The sequence below is a fragment of the Parabacteroides sp. AM08-6 genome (assembly GCF_003473295.1).
Taxonomy (GTDB): Bacteria; Bacteroidota; Bacteroidia; order Bacteroidales; family Tannerellaceae; genus Parabacteroides.
This window is the reverse complement of the sequence record NZ_QRMP01000005.1, coordinates 17,044-33,114: the sequence shown is the minus strand read 5'-3', so window position 1 is coordinate 33,114 and position 16,071 is coordinate 17,044. Positions and strand designations below refer to the sequence as shown.

Below are 16,071 nucleotides of genomic sequence, written 5' to 3'. Positions count from 1 at the left end.
CTGTCTCCTCTCTTTTTATTATTTCATTAAATCGGTTACGTAAGGAAGCAACGCCAGGTGACGAGCTCTTTTAACAGCCTGAGCGACACGACGTTGGAACTTCAAAGAAGTACCGGTGATACGACGCGGAAGAATTTTACCCTGTTCGTTCAGGAATTTCTTCAAGAATTCAGGATCTTTGTAATCGATATACTTGATACCGTTCTTTTTGAAACGGCAATACTTTTTCTTTTTAACGTCTACTGAAGGCGGAGTTAAATATCTGATTTCTGATTGAGTTGCTGCCATGATTAATTCTCCTTTACTGTTTCTTTAGATGATTTCAGATTTCTTCTCTTTGCTGCATATTCTGCTGCATACTTGTCCTGGCGGAAAGTCAGGAAACGGATAACACGTTCGTCACGACGGAAGTTAACTTCCAACGTTGCGATTGTTTCCGGATTCGCCTTGAATTCAACCAACTGATAGAAGCCTGTTGTTTTCTTGTCGATAGGATAAGCCAACTTGCGCAAGCCCCAATTTTCTTCGTTCACGATTTCTGCACCTTCCGCTTTCAGGAGGTTCGTGAATTTTTCTACCGCTTCCTTCATCTGTGCGTCAGACAAAACGGGAGTTAAAATGAAAACGGTTTCATAATTGTTCATAAAACACTGTTTTATATTTGTTAATAATTAAATTTGCGGGGCAAAGGTATAAAGTTTTCTCTAAACGACAAACCCATACGCATATTTTTTATGTGTTAATTAAAATCTTCAACGCATTAAATAAAGAATTCAGATATGCCAGGATTTATTAAGAGTTTATACTATAACTCCAATTCGGGCTAAAAAATTCAAATCTTATGCTTGGGATGGGTTTTCCTGATTATCAAAATGTCACCACTATAGCGACTAAATCGGATTAATAGAGCGAGTAAAATAAATTACCCGCACATGTAACTCTTTTTAACGTATCAATCCGATAGCAAAACTCCAAAATAGAGAACATCCTGTCAATCTGCGGAGATAAACTTTTTCACCTTATTACCCAGCGGTTCAAATGATTATTCATTGTTACCAAAACAAATTTATAAAACTTACTAACCGGCAATGAACTCAAATCTACCCGGTACTTTCCTTCACCGGAGCGTACAGTCGCCAATTTTATCCATTCGTCCGTTCCTCCTTCCTTAAAATGATTGCTGACTGCAGCATAAATGGTAACAGGCGTCCCTTTCGAGCAATATTCCCAAGTCAACTCGACCGTATCGTCATAGGGCAATGTCTGCAAATTGAAAATATCAGTTTGGCCGACAAAAGATATACCATCCTGTTCCCATAAGACAGATTGCGGAACTTCGAAATTCATAAAACGACAAATAGACGGAGCGATGTCGATTATCGCTAATTGTCCGGCATTAAAGTATTTGTTGACTGGGATATTCGTCGAAATCCACGTAGTTCGTTCACGAAGAGATTGGCCGCCATGTCCATGGCCACTTTCCGTACGTCCGTGGTCGGTAGTCACAACCACCATCCATTCTTCATCAAAATTAGCTTCACGATATTTCACAGCCTCCCATATACGGGCAACCTGAGCATCCGCTTTCCGGACATATTCATCAAAGAAAGCTCCGTTTCCAGCGATATGCCCGGCATCGTCGGTGTACCACAAATAAACCCAACTCAAATCAGGTGCGTCCTTCCGTATACCTTCAGCTGCATCTTTGGAAACCTGTTCGTCAATATCAAAAATATGCAACTCTTTTTCTTTCTTCGGGAAATGAAGGGTATCCAAGTCATACCCGTCCTTTACATAATCTATTTTCAAATAGCCAGTCTCCGGTTTGCCTTCACCAAGAAGGACCGTACGATTGTCCGTCCAACTCGAATAGATTGCTGTCCGACAAGGTTTAGTCTGTTCCTTTGCTATACGGAACAACGTCCAATAATTATAATTCGGTTTCAAATCGGAATTACCCCCTACATTATGTTTATTCATCCACGTAGAAGTCAACAGACTGGTATATCCGATTGCCGAAATAGTCGGAGTCTGTGAATAACCTCCTACTTCTCCACCGGTATAGGCACGAGCATAAGCACCTTTAGAAGCAATTTCGAAAATAGCCGGCGTATGCAAACGTTCTATCTGATCAGCCGGAACTCCATCTATAATTATGTATAAGGCTTTATGAGTCTTAGCCAACAAATTTATACTACAAAAACAAAAGAAAAAAGACACCCATAATAATCTCATATTCAATCAATATTAAAATTCGCATTAAATAAAAGAGAAAACATTGTAAAACTACAGTTTATTCTTCATATAATACAAATTTGACCACCTAAATTATTTTAATTGATTTGCTCCGGATATTTATTTGACTATCTTAGCGCACTTATTTGAAGTTATCAAAGACATAAGCCCAAGGATAAATGGCTGTAAATGAAAGATTGACGATGGAAGAGCAGGAGGTTAGAAAATATTTACGGCAAATACAGGAGGAAAACTCCCAGACAGCCCTACGTAAATTGTACGCTCTATATTTTGATCGTTTCTTTCGTATTGCTTACTACTATCTACACACTGAAGAATGGGCTCAGGAAGTTGTTTTAGACGTATTCCTGAAAATATGGGAACACCGGGCTTCTTTACATCAAATCGCCAATCCGGAAGATTATTTCTTTATTACTATTAAAAATGCTGCTTTAAATTATCTCGAAAAGGAACAGCACCGAAAAGAGTTGACGATAGAAAAAGACACTGTTGTTAAAACAGATAAATCTCCCGAAGAAATCTTAATTGGCGAAGAACTTTTCGCCCACTATGTCAAGGCCCTCGACCGTCTGCCGGAACGTTGCCGGGAAGTATTTATCCGCATACGCGAAGAAAAGCAATCGTATGCCCAGGTCGCAAAAGAATTAAACACCAGCGTTAATACAGTAGATGTCCAGCTTCAGAAAGCAGTCAAACGGTTACGTGAAATGTTAAGCCGGTTTATAAACAAATAAATCCTGACAAAAGGATACTTAAAAACAAAGATTTTCATTCTCAAAGTTCAAAATCACTAATCCGGAATTTATCTTCTAAAAAAACAGCTATTTGACATCTACTCGAACAAACGCCACGAATTAATACTTATTAACCAAACAAGCGTAGTGAATTCTTTCTCTTAGCCTGTCTTTATTTAAAAAGAATTAATTAAGCAAAAGGTTAAAATGAAAACAAAACATTTATTTGGAATACTCTTCTCATTCCTTTGTACAATCAACTGTGTAAGCTGTAGTGACAATGAAGAAAACAAAGAGCCGGAGGGTTATATAACATTGAATATGAAAAACGAACAAAACGGAAAAACCTTATTAGGCTCATCCGATGTATATATCAATACAGCCAACAACTTCAAAACATCTTCTTGTTTTATTGCAGATATGGGAAAAACGTCAGGATTAGGTACCCCCACAAAAATGTTATTGAACAATCTCAGTCGAGAGACAGCGGTCATTTCCAACCATTTATATCATATTTATGACGAAGATGTTATTCAAGACTTTCCTTCAGGGACTAGAGCTATAATGATTGGTTCCGGTTATTATAAGGCCTATGTTGTAGCTCCGATAACCCAAGAGGGTATCACAACCGGGACCGTTGTGAAATATGTATTAGCTTATCCGGAGACAAACGATTTGCCGGGATGTGGGGAAAACATAGGAAATATAGACTATATAGGAGATTGTATAGAATATAGATTGCCGAAAAATACAGAATTATATTTTAGTGCATATCTGGATGATGATAAAGATGCCTTTGACATACAAATCAAAGATGGGGTATTAAAGGTCACACTATTGAAAAGTATTAACCGAATTTATGGCCCTTATGGAGATTATACGATATATGCCCGTTCGGGTACTACGTTTACTCACATAAAATTCCAAGCAGGCATGCAACAATAATAAATCCGCTAGATTATGGAACCAACACACGATGATATTGATAAAATACTGGATGAACTTACAAGTTCCACCCGCTCGCCACGTGGACGCTTTTCAGCCTCAAATAGTTGGAAGCTTTTGGAAAAGCGGATTAATCCTTCAAATAAAAAGCGACAACTATGGCGTATTGCCAGTAGTATCGCCGCTTCAATATTATTATGTCTGGCAGGTTGGTATACATACGACAAACTATGGCCAGCTCCCATGCAGACAGCCTCTACGCTGGCTGAGATACGCACAGTGACTTTACCAGACCAGACTCAGGTAACCCTGAACCGATACTCGACATTATACTATCCTAGCCGTTTCAAAGGAAGAAAAAGAATTGTCGAACTAAAAGGAGAAGCCTATTTCGAGGTAGAGAAAGATACCCTGCATCCTTTTATCGTAAAAACAAACCCGGTCAATATCCGGGTTTTAGGGACTCATTTCAATGTGGAAGCTTATCCCGGTGATACGGAAGTGAAAACAACTCTTCTCGAAGGCTCTGTAGCTGTCAGTCTCCGGGATGAAAGCCGGCAAGTTGTATTATCTCCCAATGAGAGTGCCGTCTACAACCGAACGGAGAAAAAGCTTCAACGCGAAATGACACCGGAAAGCTCAGCCGAAATAAACTGGTGTGGCGGTAATTTCATTTTCGACAATCTTCCGCTACAGGAAATTGCCCGGCAACTTTCACATGCTTTTCAAGTAAAAATTAAAATAACAAATACCTATTTGAGAAGTTTCCGGATAAGAGCCCACTTCACCCATAATGAGGGCTTGGAAGAAATACTTCATCTGCTACAAGAAGCAGGCAACTTCAATTATACAAAAACAAACGATACGATAATCATCAGCTCTAAATAAATTATGAGGCATTTCTTGTACAGTTCACCTTTCCACACCTGTCTGACGACGTTGTTGTGGATGATTCTCTGTGTAACATCCCTTTATGCACAGGATAAAGAGGCACAATTGGATTTCAGCATTCAACAAGCGACTTTAGATAAATTCGTGAAACAAATGGAGGTTGTATCCGGCTTCTCTTTCATCTATGGGGAAAAAGTAAAACTCAAAACGCCAATCACCATAGATGCCCGCCGGCTCACTGTCAGCCAAATACTGGATAAAGCATTCAAAGATGAAGCGATAACATTCGAAATTTCAGGAAAACACATCCTATTGCAGAAACGTCCGGAACTTCGGAAAAGCTCCGGACAAAAATATACTATCAGCGGGTATATCAACGATAGCATCTCATCCGAAACACTGATTGGAGCTAATATCCTCGAACACCGGCGACATACCGGAACATCCACGAACTCATTCGGGTTCTATACACTTACGCTGCCCGAAGGAGATACAAATTTATCATTCTCTTACCTCGGATACGATACAAAACAATACAAATTTCAATTAAGTCGGGATACGGTACTCAATATCCGGTTAAAAGCAAACAATCAACTGGAAGAAGTAATTGTATTATCCGACCGTAGAGAAGCCGGTATCCACTCGACGGCAATGGGAGCGCTCGAAGTACCTATCACTCAAATACGTAATACTCCGACAGTACTCGGAGAGGCCGATTTACTAAAGACCATCCAACTATTACCCGGTGTACAAGCCGGTGTGGAGGGCTTTAGCGGGCTATATGTGCGCGGAGGAGGACCCGACCAGAATTTGATTTTACTGGATGGAATACCGATATACAATGCCGACCATTTGCTGGGTGTATTTTCCGTCTTTACGCCGGAAGCCGTGAAAAAGGTCACCTTGTTCAAAGGATCTTTCCCTGCCCGTTTTGGAGGTCGCCTCTCTTCTATTGTCGACATACGGACAAACGACGGAGATATGAAAAAGTTTCACGGAACAATCAGCGTCGGTCTTCTAACCAGCAAGCTGCATCTGGAAGGGCCAATCCTGAAAGACCGCACTTCATTCTGTTTTACAGCCCGGCGTACTTATCTGGATTTGCTGGCGAAACCGTTTATGGACGATGATGAGAAATATAGTTATTATTTCTACGATATCAATGCGAAAGTAAACCATAAATTCTCGGACCGCAGCAGGTTGTTCGTCAGCTTTTATAAAGGAAAAGACCATTATCATTTCGACCAGGAAAAGGAGTATGACGGAACGGAAAGTGGGAAGCCTCATACTTATTTCTATAACAACAAAATAAAACTCGACTGGGGAAACACGATTACAGCAGCACGCTGGAATTATGTATTCAATAATAAATTATTCAGCAATACAACCGTAGCATTCAATCAATATAAAATGCTAATGGCCGGTGGCTATCGAAAAGAAAACTACGGAATAGATACCAATCAATCTTACACTTACAACTCCAACTACCGTTCCGGCATACAAGACTGGAGTTTCCAGACAGACTTTGACTATACTCCCGTTCCTTCCCACCACCTCAAATTCGGAGCGGCTTATCTATTTCATACTTTCCATCCGGAAATCACCACCTCTCGCGTATCAGAGCAGGAAACCGGAACTGCCGGACAAGATACTGTCTATCGCATAGCGGATGACGATAATATTTACGGGCATGAATTAACAGCCTATGTGGAAGACAATTTGAATATAGGCAGCCGTTTAAGTATAAATGCCGGTCTCCATTTAGCCCTGTTTCATACGCAAGGAAAAAGTTATCTTTCTGCACAACCCCGCTTGTCGGCTCGTTACTGTATGAATAAAGGGTTTGCCGTAAAAGCTTCTTTTACGCAAATGGCACAATATGTTCACCTGTTGTCTTCTTCGCCCATCTCTTTACCCACCGACCTTTGGGTCCCCGTCACCAAAAACATCCGTCCAATGCGTTCCGAACAGTATGCACTTGGCGGTTACTACACCGGACTCAAAGGGTGGGAATTCTCGCTTGAAAGTTATTATAAGCAGATGCACAATGTATTGGAATATCAGGATGGTGCTTCATTTTTCGGTACATCCAACAGCTGGCAGGAAAAAGTTGAAATGGGCCGGGGACGTTCCATGGGGATAGAGATACTGGCACAAAGGACATTAGGAAAAACAACCGGATGGCTAGCTTACACCTTATCCAAAAGCGACCGTATATTCAAGGATGGGAGCATCAACAACGGCAAGCGTTTTCCTTATAAATACGACCGTCGCCACAGTATCAGTCTTTGCCTGAACCACACATTTAACGAAAAGGTAGACATAGCCGCCACTTGGATATTTAATACCGGTGGGACAGCTACCATTTCCGAACGACTGACCGGTATTATGTTACCCGGTAACGAAGGCTATATAGATGAACAGAATTACATTTCTCGACGGAATAATTATCGCCTTCCCAGTAGCCATCGGCTGAATTTCGGTATAAACTTCCACAAAAAAGTACGACGAGGCATACAGACCTGGAATATTTCCATCTATAATGTATACAACGAAATGAATCCGAACCTGATTCATCTGGAACGGGAAAAAATCTATTACAACGGTTATCCGGATGAAAGCGGAGCCATGCAATACAAAACGAAAACAAAGACAAAGCTAATCAAGCAAACGCTTTTACCTTGTATTCCGTCTATCACCTATACATTCAAATTTTAAACACCATTGGCATGAAAAAGCAATTCTTATATATATTCGTACTTTGCCTCACTACGCTGATTTCCTGTGAGAATGAAATTTTTTTCCAACAAGAGCATCAGGAACCGCAATTACTGATGAATGCTTTTTTGGAAGCCGGAAAAAAAGAGAACAAAGTATATCTCCGTATCGCAAAGGATGCAGAAATGGTGCAAGTAGGCAATGGCTCTGTCAAACTTTTTATCAACGGGGAAGAAAAAGAGACGGCCGAAGCTAAAATTCTTTGGATAAACAGCGGTCTAAAGGACTCTCTTAAAGCATGTGTATTAGAGACTCCATTAAATCCGGGCGACCATATCCGGCTGGAAGCAACTGCAGAAAATGGGAAGTTCCACGCTTCGGCCGAAACGGAAATGCCTTACCCTGTAAGCCAAATAGAAGTCGACACTTGCCGCACATTGTTCAAGATAGATTACGGCATGACGGAATGTATGCAGTATAAAATCAAAATCAACGACCGTCCCGGAGAGAAGAATTACTACCAGCTTGTTATCCAAGAAGGTATCTATTTCGGTGAAGAATTGCCAGACGACTGGGAACCTACAAATTATGTGGAGATTATCAACCAGGAGGATGTTGTACTCACCGACGGGCATATGACAACATCGGACGACGACGAATATAATTTTATGGACATGGCTATCCGGAATGTCAACAACGTATTTACCGACAGGCGTTTCCCTGATGCCTCTTATACGTTAAAAGTATATACCCGGTATTACGAACCGGATGTATACGTGATGGATTACGCCATCCGTATACTTAGTATCAGCGAACCGATGTATCGATACCTGCGTGCCCTCAATTGCCTGCAATCGGAAGATTATGATGAAACGTTCATGGAACCGGTCATCATACCCGATAATGTAGAAGGAGGACTGGGTTTTGTAGGTGCCAGTGCCGACAGTAAAATCATCATCAGAATCATAGACAAGCGACACTAAAAACGGTACACCGTTGTTATGCAGGAAAGTATTCCATACATTTGCATCATCAAACTATCTATTGCATAAAATGGTTATAAGTGGAAAAAGAGTATGATGCGGAAATTTTTTGCTATTTGTCTGTTTTGCCTACTTGTTTCGGGAATGTATGCCCAATATGTTCCCGACGTTCTGGGAGACGACTATTTACGTCGTACTATCCGGATGCCGGACGATTATGAAGGGAAAGTGGTTTGTACACTTGTCAAAAAGCCCCAATTGCCGGATACCCGGCAGGCTGTCCTCTATATTCACGGCTACAACGATTATTTCTTCCAAAAGCAATTGGGTGATAGCATAAATGCACATGGATACAATTTTTATGCGATGGATCTCCGGAAATACGGCCGTTCCATTCTACCAAACCAAAACCCTTTCTTTTGTAAAAGTTTGACGGAATATTTTGCTGACCTCGATACGGCATTAGCGATTATCCGCCAGGAGGGAAATGAGAAGATTGTATTGATGGCCCATTCTACAGGAGGACTGATAACACCTTATTACCTGAACAGCAAAAAAGGGAGATTGCCCGTCGACGGCTTAATCCTGAACAGTCCTTTCTTGGATTGGAATTTCGGCTGGCTGATGGAGAAAGTGCTCATACCTACAGTCTCTTTCATCGGCAGATTTTTCCCGAATCTGACAGTTCAAGGATATGGAGATGCTTCGTACGCGCATAGTTTACTGAAACAGTTTAAAGGGGAATGGGAGTATAATACAGACTGGAAAATGATAAACGGCCATCCGAAAAAGGCTGGTTGGATACGGGCTATCCAAGAAGCACAACGGACGGTCCAAAAGGGTGTACAACTGGATTGTCCGGTTCTGGTCATGTCGTCCGACAAATCTTTTCCGGAAACCAATAAGTGGAATAATGAGTATCTGACTTCCGATATCGTGTTAAATGTACAGGATATACAAAAATATGGCATAAAACTGGGAAATCTGGTGACCCGCGATACAATACAAAACGGAATCCACGACCTGATTCTATCGGAAAAACCATCTCGCGACCATGTATATCACACTGTTTTCGACTGGTTGATTGATAAATAAAGCAAGTATAAACTTTGTATTTTTATAGATGGTTAAGACTTCTTTTCCAAGCAGTCTGACCGGATGACAATTATAATCCTTACCTTTGTCCGGCAAAAATAACAGTTGAATGAAAATCTTACATATAATCCTAACAGTCGTTGCATTCTTATATACCGACATACTCCATGCACAAACGGACGAAATACAGAATGCAACAACCTACAAAACGAACTTATTCGGTTCTGTTGCCAGTGGTTCGAATACACCTTTCTGGATGGTAAGCAACCGGTACGGCATAGTCCCGCTGGATGCGGACAACGGCTATCTGAGTGCAGGCGTATTTCATCAACAGCATTTCGGAAAGGGATTCCGCTGGAATGCAGGATTGGAACTGGCAGGCGCAGTACCTCGTTATCGCAATATATATATACAACAGATTTATGCCGAGCTGGGATATAAAAGTTTGTTGCTGAGTATCGGAAGTAAGGAGAACTACAAATCTTTGTGGGATCGTTCGCTTAGTTCCGGCGATATGGTATTATCCGCCAATGCGCGTCCCATTCCGGAAATTAATTTAAGTATGCCGGAATTTACAGTTGTACCGCTTACAAAAGGTTGGATGCAGGTAAAAGGAGACTTTGCCGCCGGACGCTCATTCGATACAAAATATCTGGAAAAGTTTACAAACGAAAAGCAGACATACGTCAAAAATACACTCTGGCATCATAAATCGCTTTATGTACGAATCAAAGATACACAAAGCAGTTCTCCGCTTTCCGGAATAATAGGCGTGCAGCACTGGGCCCAATGGGGAGGAACATCCAGTAATCCCGATATAGGAGTGCAACCTCACTCATTAAAGGACTTCATCCGTGTAGTTTGCGGTAGCGAAGGAGGAGGCGATGCCAGCCAGTCCGACCAAATCAATGTATTGGGAAACCATTTCGGTTCGTATGATTTCAAACTCGAATATACACAACCGGGGTGGACAGTTGCAGCTTACCATCAGCGTTACTTCGAAGATAAATCCGGAATGGTGTTCGGAAACGGGACAGACGGACTGTGGGGAGTACAGTTGGATTTGCCGAAATTTCCCTGGTTACGGAAAGTGGTATCGGAATATCTTGTCACCCGCAATCAAAGCGGTCCGTTCCATTTTATCGATTTCGACCATGATAAATATAAAGGTCCCGGGGGAGGTGCCGACAATTATTATAATAACGGGGAATATACCACCGGTTCCTCCTATTTCAACCGTGGTTTGGGTTCTCCGCTTATCTTTTCGCCGGAATACAATGAAAATGGGGACTTAGGTTTCAAAAATAATCGCGTACGTGGTTGGCATTTTGCTGCCGAAGGAGATTTGTCTACACAGGTTTCTTATCGCCTATTGTTTACCTTGACGAATAGCTGGGGAACTGCATACAAACCGTTCCTGAAGAACAAACAAGGGGCTACCGGTTTGGTCGATATCAAATACCAACATCCCAAACTGAAGGGATGGGAATTTACCGGTTCGCTTGCCGCTGATGCAGGTTCATTGTATAGTAAGAATGTAGGTTTCAGCCTGAGTGTCTGCAAACGGGGTATCTTGAAATCCTGGAAATAAACTATTTATATTTATCCCATAAGGCAGACGCTATAATCTCTTGAGTTTTATTTGCCATCTGTTGTAATCCTTTATGGGAAACATCCACCCCTTCGGTTGGTATCGGAGGATGTATAACCATTTCCATCCGATGACGATGAATATTCAGGGAACCTATCGGAAGGACATCAAACGGGCCGTTCAAGGTGATTGGAACAATAGGCAAATGTTGGTCGACTGCCATCTGAAAAGCTCCTTTTTTAAAACGAATCATTTTCCCATCATACGTGCGGGAACCTTCGGGAAAAACAATAACCGAAACCCCGTTTTTCAAGCAATGTTCAGCTTCTCGCACACTGCGGGCGGCTGCTTTGGGCGTTGAATTATCGACAAAAATAAAACCGGCTGCCCGGCAAGCCGCACCAACAAAGGGGATTTTAGCAATCCCGGCTTTCATCACCCATTTAATAGGAACACCCAAAAAACCATATATCAGAAAAATATCAAAAGCACCTTGATGATTGGAAACAAATACGTAAGATTTTTCCTTGTCTATATTTTCCCTTCCCTTGACAGTCACCGGACATAGAGCAAGGTAACAGGTTAACCATGACCATATCTTTCCGGGATAATAGGCAAATATTCTTTCTCCGCCTAAAAGACAGCCTACTATAACTGTGACAGCCGTAAGGATGGTCAGCACAACAAAAACGGGCACCATAAACAACCATAAATAAAGTAAGTAAAATATTCGTACCATATATAACTGCATTATTTTACAAATATAGGAGCTAAATTTGATGGTTTCATTATTTTTATTCCAAAATATTTTTGCAATCGGGTTATTATTACTTTATTTGCGGTAGAAAAGAATAATATATAAAATATCTATCACCATGAACGAATTATTGAAAAATCTTGGGGTAATCGTACTCCTTATCGGTGTGGTCATTTTGGCTGTACCAGCCATCAGCGGAAGCGTCTCCAATACGGTCTTGTTGACTGGCCTAATAGTCATTATTCTTGGTTATATCGGTCATATCGTAATTAACAAGAAACTCCAGTGATTACACTACAGAATAAAAAAGAGCTGTTCCCTCACGGAAACAGCTCTTTTTTATTCCAAGCGGCTGTATAATTTTTATGCTTCGCCTTTCACACCTCCTATAGGGGGAACAAAGTCTTCAAATTTAGCAGTCTTGCCTCCGGCTTGTTCTTCAAACTTCGCCAAGTTATCCTGCAACGCAAACAATAGACGCTTGGCATTATCGGGAGTTAAAATCACGCGACTCTTTACCTTTGCTTTCGGAGCCCCGGGAACTACACGAATGAAATCCAAAATAAATTCGGAAGAAGAGTGAGAGATAATAGCCAGATTGGCATAAGTACCCTGAGCCATCTCTTCCGTCAGCTCTACCTGAATCTCATTTGTCGGTTTGTTGTTTTCCATATTATCTTTATTTTGATGATTTGAATTCTCTAAACAAAATTATATAGAAAAATCGAGTTTTTCTACACCGGCGGAATAAAAAGCCAAGACCAGCACTAAAACCCCGCCTCATACCTCGTGTAATTGGTACCAATGTCCTATATTTAAGGAGTGCAACTAAAAAATCTCAAATATGGACAAAGACAGAATTGTGGCTGGCCTCGACGTTCACAAAGATACGATTTATCTATGTGTGATGGACAATACCGAGACCGTTATTTTTGCAAATGTTTATGGCACATTGACTCCTAATTTGCAACTTATGTGCTCGATATGGTTTTTCACGGAGTGACAGAAGCTGCAATGGAAAGCACTGCGACCTATTGGATTCCGGTGTGGAATGCCTTGTGCGACAGCATGTCGCTCAAATTGGAAAATCCTTATTTTATAAAGCAATTACCCGGTCACAAAAGTGATGTGAAAGATGCCCAATGGATAGCGGAATGCCTATTGAAAAATCTGATTCGAGGGAGTTTTGTGCAGGATAAGACAGTGCAGGATATGCGCAAGTATAACCGTCGCATCTTCGACCTGAATGAAGACATGACATACAATACCAATAAACTTGACGCTGCCTTACAGCGTTGTGGCTTTCGTTTAAGTAACTATGTTTCACGAGTCAAGGGGAAAAGCTATCAGAAGTGCATCAAAGCAATAATAGACGGGGTGACAGATCCTGAGAAGTTGGTGAAACTCATCCATGGAAGAACTCTACGAAAGTTCGGACATAATATCATAATGGATGCTGTAACGGGTGATTTTCAACAGGCTGACATCTGTTTACTAAGGCAATACGCAGAGCTTATAGGCGTAATTGAGCGACAAATCGAAGAATGCAAGAATGCCCTCACTGCAATGTGTCAGGAACATTTCCCTAAACAATTCGAACGGCTACAGAGCATACCCGGTGTTAATGAACGCGCAGCTTCGGCTATAATTGCGGAAACCGGGGCAGACATGAAACCATTTGAAAAAGCTGCAAACCTTGTGGGGTGGTGTGGATTTACTTTTTAGAGGAAAGATATAATAAAAAAACGAGATTAATTATCTTAAGAAGATATCGATTCATTCTATCCGGAAGGTACGCTTGCAAAGCCTACGCGTTAACAATCCGGGACATAGGTATTTTGAAAAACATGCACTTCACACATTTTTTATTCTTGTTCATAAAAAGTTTACTCTATGCGAAATAATTTATTTTTATAATCAATAATCACGACGTTATCGAAGAAATAAGCATTTCCTGTTATTCCCCAGATATCGAAAGAATTATAAATTCCATTCCAAAGCATCTCTTTGTCATAGTAAACTTTTGAACTTTTAAGAACTTTTCCTCCAAATTCTATAGGCTTGTTTACCTCAAGCCCATAAAAGGTTATCTCCCGCCCCCACCATAAAGGACCACTCAAAGAGTCTATAACCACTGAATCGGATATATTCAATGCTCTCTCTTTCGACGTTATTAATTGGAAAGGACTTGAGCCGGTATCGAACATTAATTTGCATGTTTCACCATCGATATGAAACGGAAGTATTATATTGCCAGTTTTTAATTCAAATTTTTCAGCCGGCAACCCCTCATATTCGGCTGGTAAGTTATCTGCAACCGCCATCCTGTTTAATTTATAATCAATTACTAAAATTTTATCCCGGAACATATCAGGTGCAATTGTTCCGATATGCTTCGGTGTTTTAGTATGAATCGAATCCTTGGGAATTACATCTCCAAAATCCTTATAATATACCATCTCAATGGCTGGAAACATAACAGAACCCATCTGCAAACTGACATTATCAAATATTGATTTAGTTGAATCCAATTTACTCGCCAATGACACATATTCCTCCAGATAAGGTTTGATAGAATTCCCGTAAAAAACAGTTTTTTGTGTCCCCAAATCAAATTGCATCGTAAAGTCATGCGGCAAACCTTTTATTTTCACAGGAATATTGAGATATGCCTTTTCCACATATCTACCGGAAATAGTATCTCCTTCCCACTCGAATGGAATCCAATTCAATGACTGCTTTCGCGAACAACTCATACAAAGAAGAAGAAGAAGGATAAAAGATATTCTTTGTTTATGTATATTCATATTAATAAACATTGTACTATTACTATATAACAAATATAAAACAAATAATCATCCTTTCAAATCTTTTGTTACATTTTTTCAGGGAGAGCATTCTTTCCATACTCTATTGACTAAGGGCTCCAACATTAATAGAAATAAAAAGGGCTACCTTCACAGGCAGCCCTTTTTCAGTTGTGTTTTTAATTCTCAATTCTTTAGACCAATGTAAAAAAAATACCTTATTGTGTTTTATATTTTAAATCTTCTTTTTTAACGCTTAAACTAAGGCTGTTGTCTTAGCAATCTTGTTGTTATTTCAACATCACAAAGATATGCTCCTGACAATAAACCACCAAATACTATTTTATCATTATATGATACTATTTCGTCAGTTATAAAAACCGCATTCTGCAAAATAGTTTAAATTCATGTTTTAAACCCTAAATCTGGAACGCGCATATTTTTGACGATATTCGGTCGGAGTAGTGTCTTTTCGTCGCTTAAATGCCCGATTAAAATTAGATAAGTTATTAAAACCGGATTTATAGCAGATTTCTGCTATTGTATCGCTTGTATCAATTAACCGGTAAACGGCTTCCGCTATACGAATGTCATTCAAATTGTCAATAAATGTTTTTCCTGTCCATTTTTTCAGAAAGCGGGTAAGTGAAGCTTCACTCATATTTATTAACGAAGCAAGTTCTTCCAACGATATTTGCCGCTGATAATTTTCATGCAAAAACAACATGATTTTATCCAGTCTGTCATTATCGCTGTCATTAAAATTTTCTACAGTATTAACGGCACTCAATTTACGTACTTTCTCGTCCAACGATAACGTTTTCAGAATATCAATCAAACGCAGCAAATTTTGAAACGAGCCTGGCTCCTCTTTAGACAACTTCTTCAATTCCGGTTGAACCTGCTCTACCATTTCCCTGCTGAACACAAGACCGCATGAGGCTTTATTAAACATCTCCTTAATCGTCTTAAAATGCCATTTATTTATCAGGCTGTCGAATAAAGAGGCATGGAATTGTATTGTAATCTCCAGAATATTAGTACAAGAGCACTTATGATTCGTATAAGCATGCGGAGTACCACCAGCCACCAATATCAGTTCCAAATCGGTCATTTCTTCAACAGAATCCCCTACTATGCGTATTGCTCCACCCGCGTTCTCCAAATAATTCAATTCAAATTCCGGGTGCATATGAAGAGGAAAAGAAAATCCCTGTTTCGGTCGTTGCATAACGAGGAAACAATCTTCTTCCGATAGCGAAGTGCGTTCTCTTAATACATTCGTCACCGCCAT

General features: G+C 40.4%; 17 protein-coding genes. 10 read left to right on the top strand and 7 right to left on the bottom strand.

From position 1 onward, the window contains the following. Positions 1–18 precede the first annotated feature (18 nt). The 3 genes from rpsR to DW103_RS05635 form a co-directional block, all read right to left on the bottom strand. Positions 19–288, bottom strand: a complete 270-nt coding sequence (gene rpsR / locus DW103_RS05645) for a 30S ribosomal protein S18 (RefSeq protein ID WP_005637107.1) — start codon at positions 286–288, stop codon at positions 19–21. 2 nt (positions 289–290) lie between these two features. Further along, the gene (rpsF, locus tag DW103_RS05640) at positions 291–644 is read right to left on the bottom strand and encodes a 30S ribosomal protein S6 (protein WP_122274690.1); all 354 of its coding nucleotides are present in this window, start codon (positions 642–644) and stop codon (positions 291–293) included. A gap of 370 nt (positions 645–1,014) precedes the next feature. After that, entirely contained in the window at positions 1,015–2,235 is a 1,221-nt protein-coding gene (locus DW103_RS05635; protein ID WP_122274689.1) for an alkaline phosphatase family protein, read from the bottom strand. Between the two features lie 203 nt (positions 2,236–2,438). On the opposite strand from DW103_RS05635, the gene DW103_RS05630 reads away from it, so the two are divergent. From DW103_RS05630 to DW103_RS05600, 7 genes are all read left to right on the top strand, one after another. Beyond that, positions 2,439–2,990 (top strand): RNA polymerase sigma-70 factor, encoded by a 552-nt coding sequence (locus tag DW103_RS05630; RefSeq protein ID WP_122274805.1) that lies wholly within the window; start codon positions 2,439–2,441, stop codon positions 2,988–2,990. A 207-nt stretch (positions 2,991–3,197) separates the two neighbouring features. Beyond that, a complete protein-coding gene (locus tag DW103_RS05625; protein WP_122274688.1) occupies positions 3,198–3,935 on the top strand; it encodes a DUF5036 family protein in 738 nt (245 codons plus the stop codon). A 15-nt stretch (positions 3,936–3,950) separates the two neighbouring features. After that, positions 3,951–4,823 carry a FecR family protein gene (locus tag DW103_RS05620; protein ID WP_122274687.1) on the top strand — a complete coding sequence of 291 codons (873 nt, stop codon included), beginning with the start codon at positions 3,951–3,953 and terminating at the stop codon, positions 4,821–4,823. Positions 4,824–4,826: 3 nt separating this feature from the next. After that, positions 4,827–7,544, top strand: coding sequence for a carboxypeptidase-like regulatory domain-containing protein (locus DW103_RS05615; protein WP_370453463.1), 2,718 nt, complete (start codon positions 4,827–4,829; stop codon positions 7,542–7,544). A gap of 11 nt (positions 7,545–7,555) precedes the next feature. After that, positions 7,556–8,527, top strand: coding sequence for a DUF4249 domain-containing protein (locus DW103_RS05610; RefSeq protein ID WP_122274685.1), 972 nt, complete (start codon positions 7,556–7,558; stop codon positions 8,525–8,527). A 93-nt stretch (positions 8,528–8,620) separates the two neighbouring features. Next, positions 8,621–9,622 (top strand): alpha/beta hydrolase, encoded by a 1,002-nt coding sequence (locus DW103_RS05605; RefSeq protein ID WP_122274684.1) that lies wholly within the window; start codon positions 8,621–8,623, stop codon positions 9,620–9,622. Between the two features lie 109 nt (positions 9,623–9,731). Next, on the top strand, positions 9,732–11,213 hold the full coding sequence (locus tag DW103_RS05600; RefSeq protein WP_122274683.1) for a capsule assembly Wzi family protein: 1,482 nt from the start codon (positions 9,732–9,734) through the stop codon (positions 11,211–11,213). 1 nt (position 11,214) lies between these two features. Here the strand turns inward: DW103_RS05600 and DW103_RS05595 are convergent, their stop codons facing one another. Beyond that, the gene (locus DW103_RS05595; RefSeq protein ID WP_122274804.1) at positions 11,215–11,952 is read right to left on the bottom strand and encodes a 1-acyl-sn-glycerol-3-phosphate acyltransferase; all 738 of its coding nucleotides are present in this window, start codon (positions 11,950–11,952) and stop codon (positions 11,215–11,217) included. A 136-nt stretch (positions 11,953–12,088) separates the two neighbouring features. On the opposite strand from DW103_RS05595, the gene DW103_RS18235 reads away from it, so the two are divergent. Further along, a complete protein-coding gene (locus DW103_RS18235) occupies positions 12,089–12,259 on the top strand; it encodes a hypothetical protein (RefSeq protein WP_199652971.1) in 171 nt (56 codons plus the stop codon). A gap of 74 nt (positions 12,260–12,333) precedes the next feature. On the opposite strand, the gene DW103_RS05590 is transcribed toward DW103_RS18235, so the two are convergent. Continuing rightward, positions 12,334–12,642 (bottom strand): DUF3467 domain-containing protein, encoded by a 309-nt coding sequence (locus tag DW103_RS05590; RefSeq protein WP_122274682.1) that lies wholly within the window; start codon positions 12,640–12,642, stop codon positions 12,334–12,336. 172 nt (positions 12,643–12,814) lie between these two features. Between DW103_RS05590 and DW103_RS18400 the strand changes: the two genes are divergently transcribed. Both DW103_RS18400 and DW103_RS05585 read left to right on the top strand, forming a co-directional pair. Further along, positions 12,815–12,973 carry an IS110 family transposase gene (locus tag DW103_RS18400; protein ID WP_233545619.1) on the top strand — a complete coding sequence of 53 codons (159 nt, stop codon included), beginning with the start codon at positions 12,815–12,817 and terminating at the stop codon, positions 12,971–12,973. Further along, positions 12,955–13,695, top strand: coding sequence for a transposase (locus DW103_RS05585; RefSeq protein ID WP_233545618.1), 741 nt, complete (start codon positions 12,955–12,957; stop codon positions 13,693–13,695). The genes DW103_RS18400 and DW103_RS05585 overlap by 19 nt, the downstream gene beginning before the upstream one ends. A gap of 161 nt (positions 13,696–13,856) precedes the next feature. Here DW103_RS05585 and DW103_RS05580 read toward each other — a convergent pair whose 3' ends face one another. Further along, positions 13,857–14,777 carry a hypothetical protein gene (locus DW103_RS05580; RefSeq protein ID WP_122274803.1) on the bottom strand — a complete coding sequence of 307 codons (921 nt, stop codon included), beginning with the start codon at positions 14,775–14,777 and terminating at the stop codon, positions 13,857–13,859. Between the two features lie 412 nt (positions 14,778–15,189). Next, entirely contained in the window at positions 15,190–16,071 is an 882-nt protein-coding gene (locus DW103_RS05575; RefSeq protein WP_122274681.1) for an AraC family transcriptional regulator, read from the bottom strand.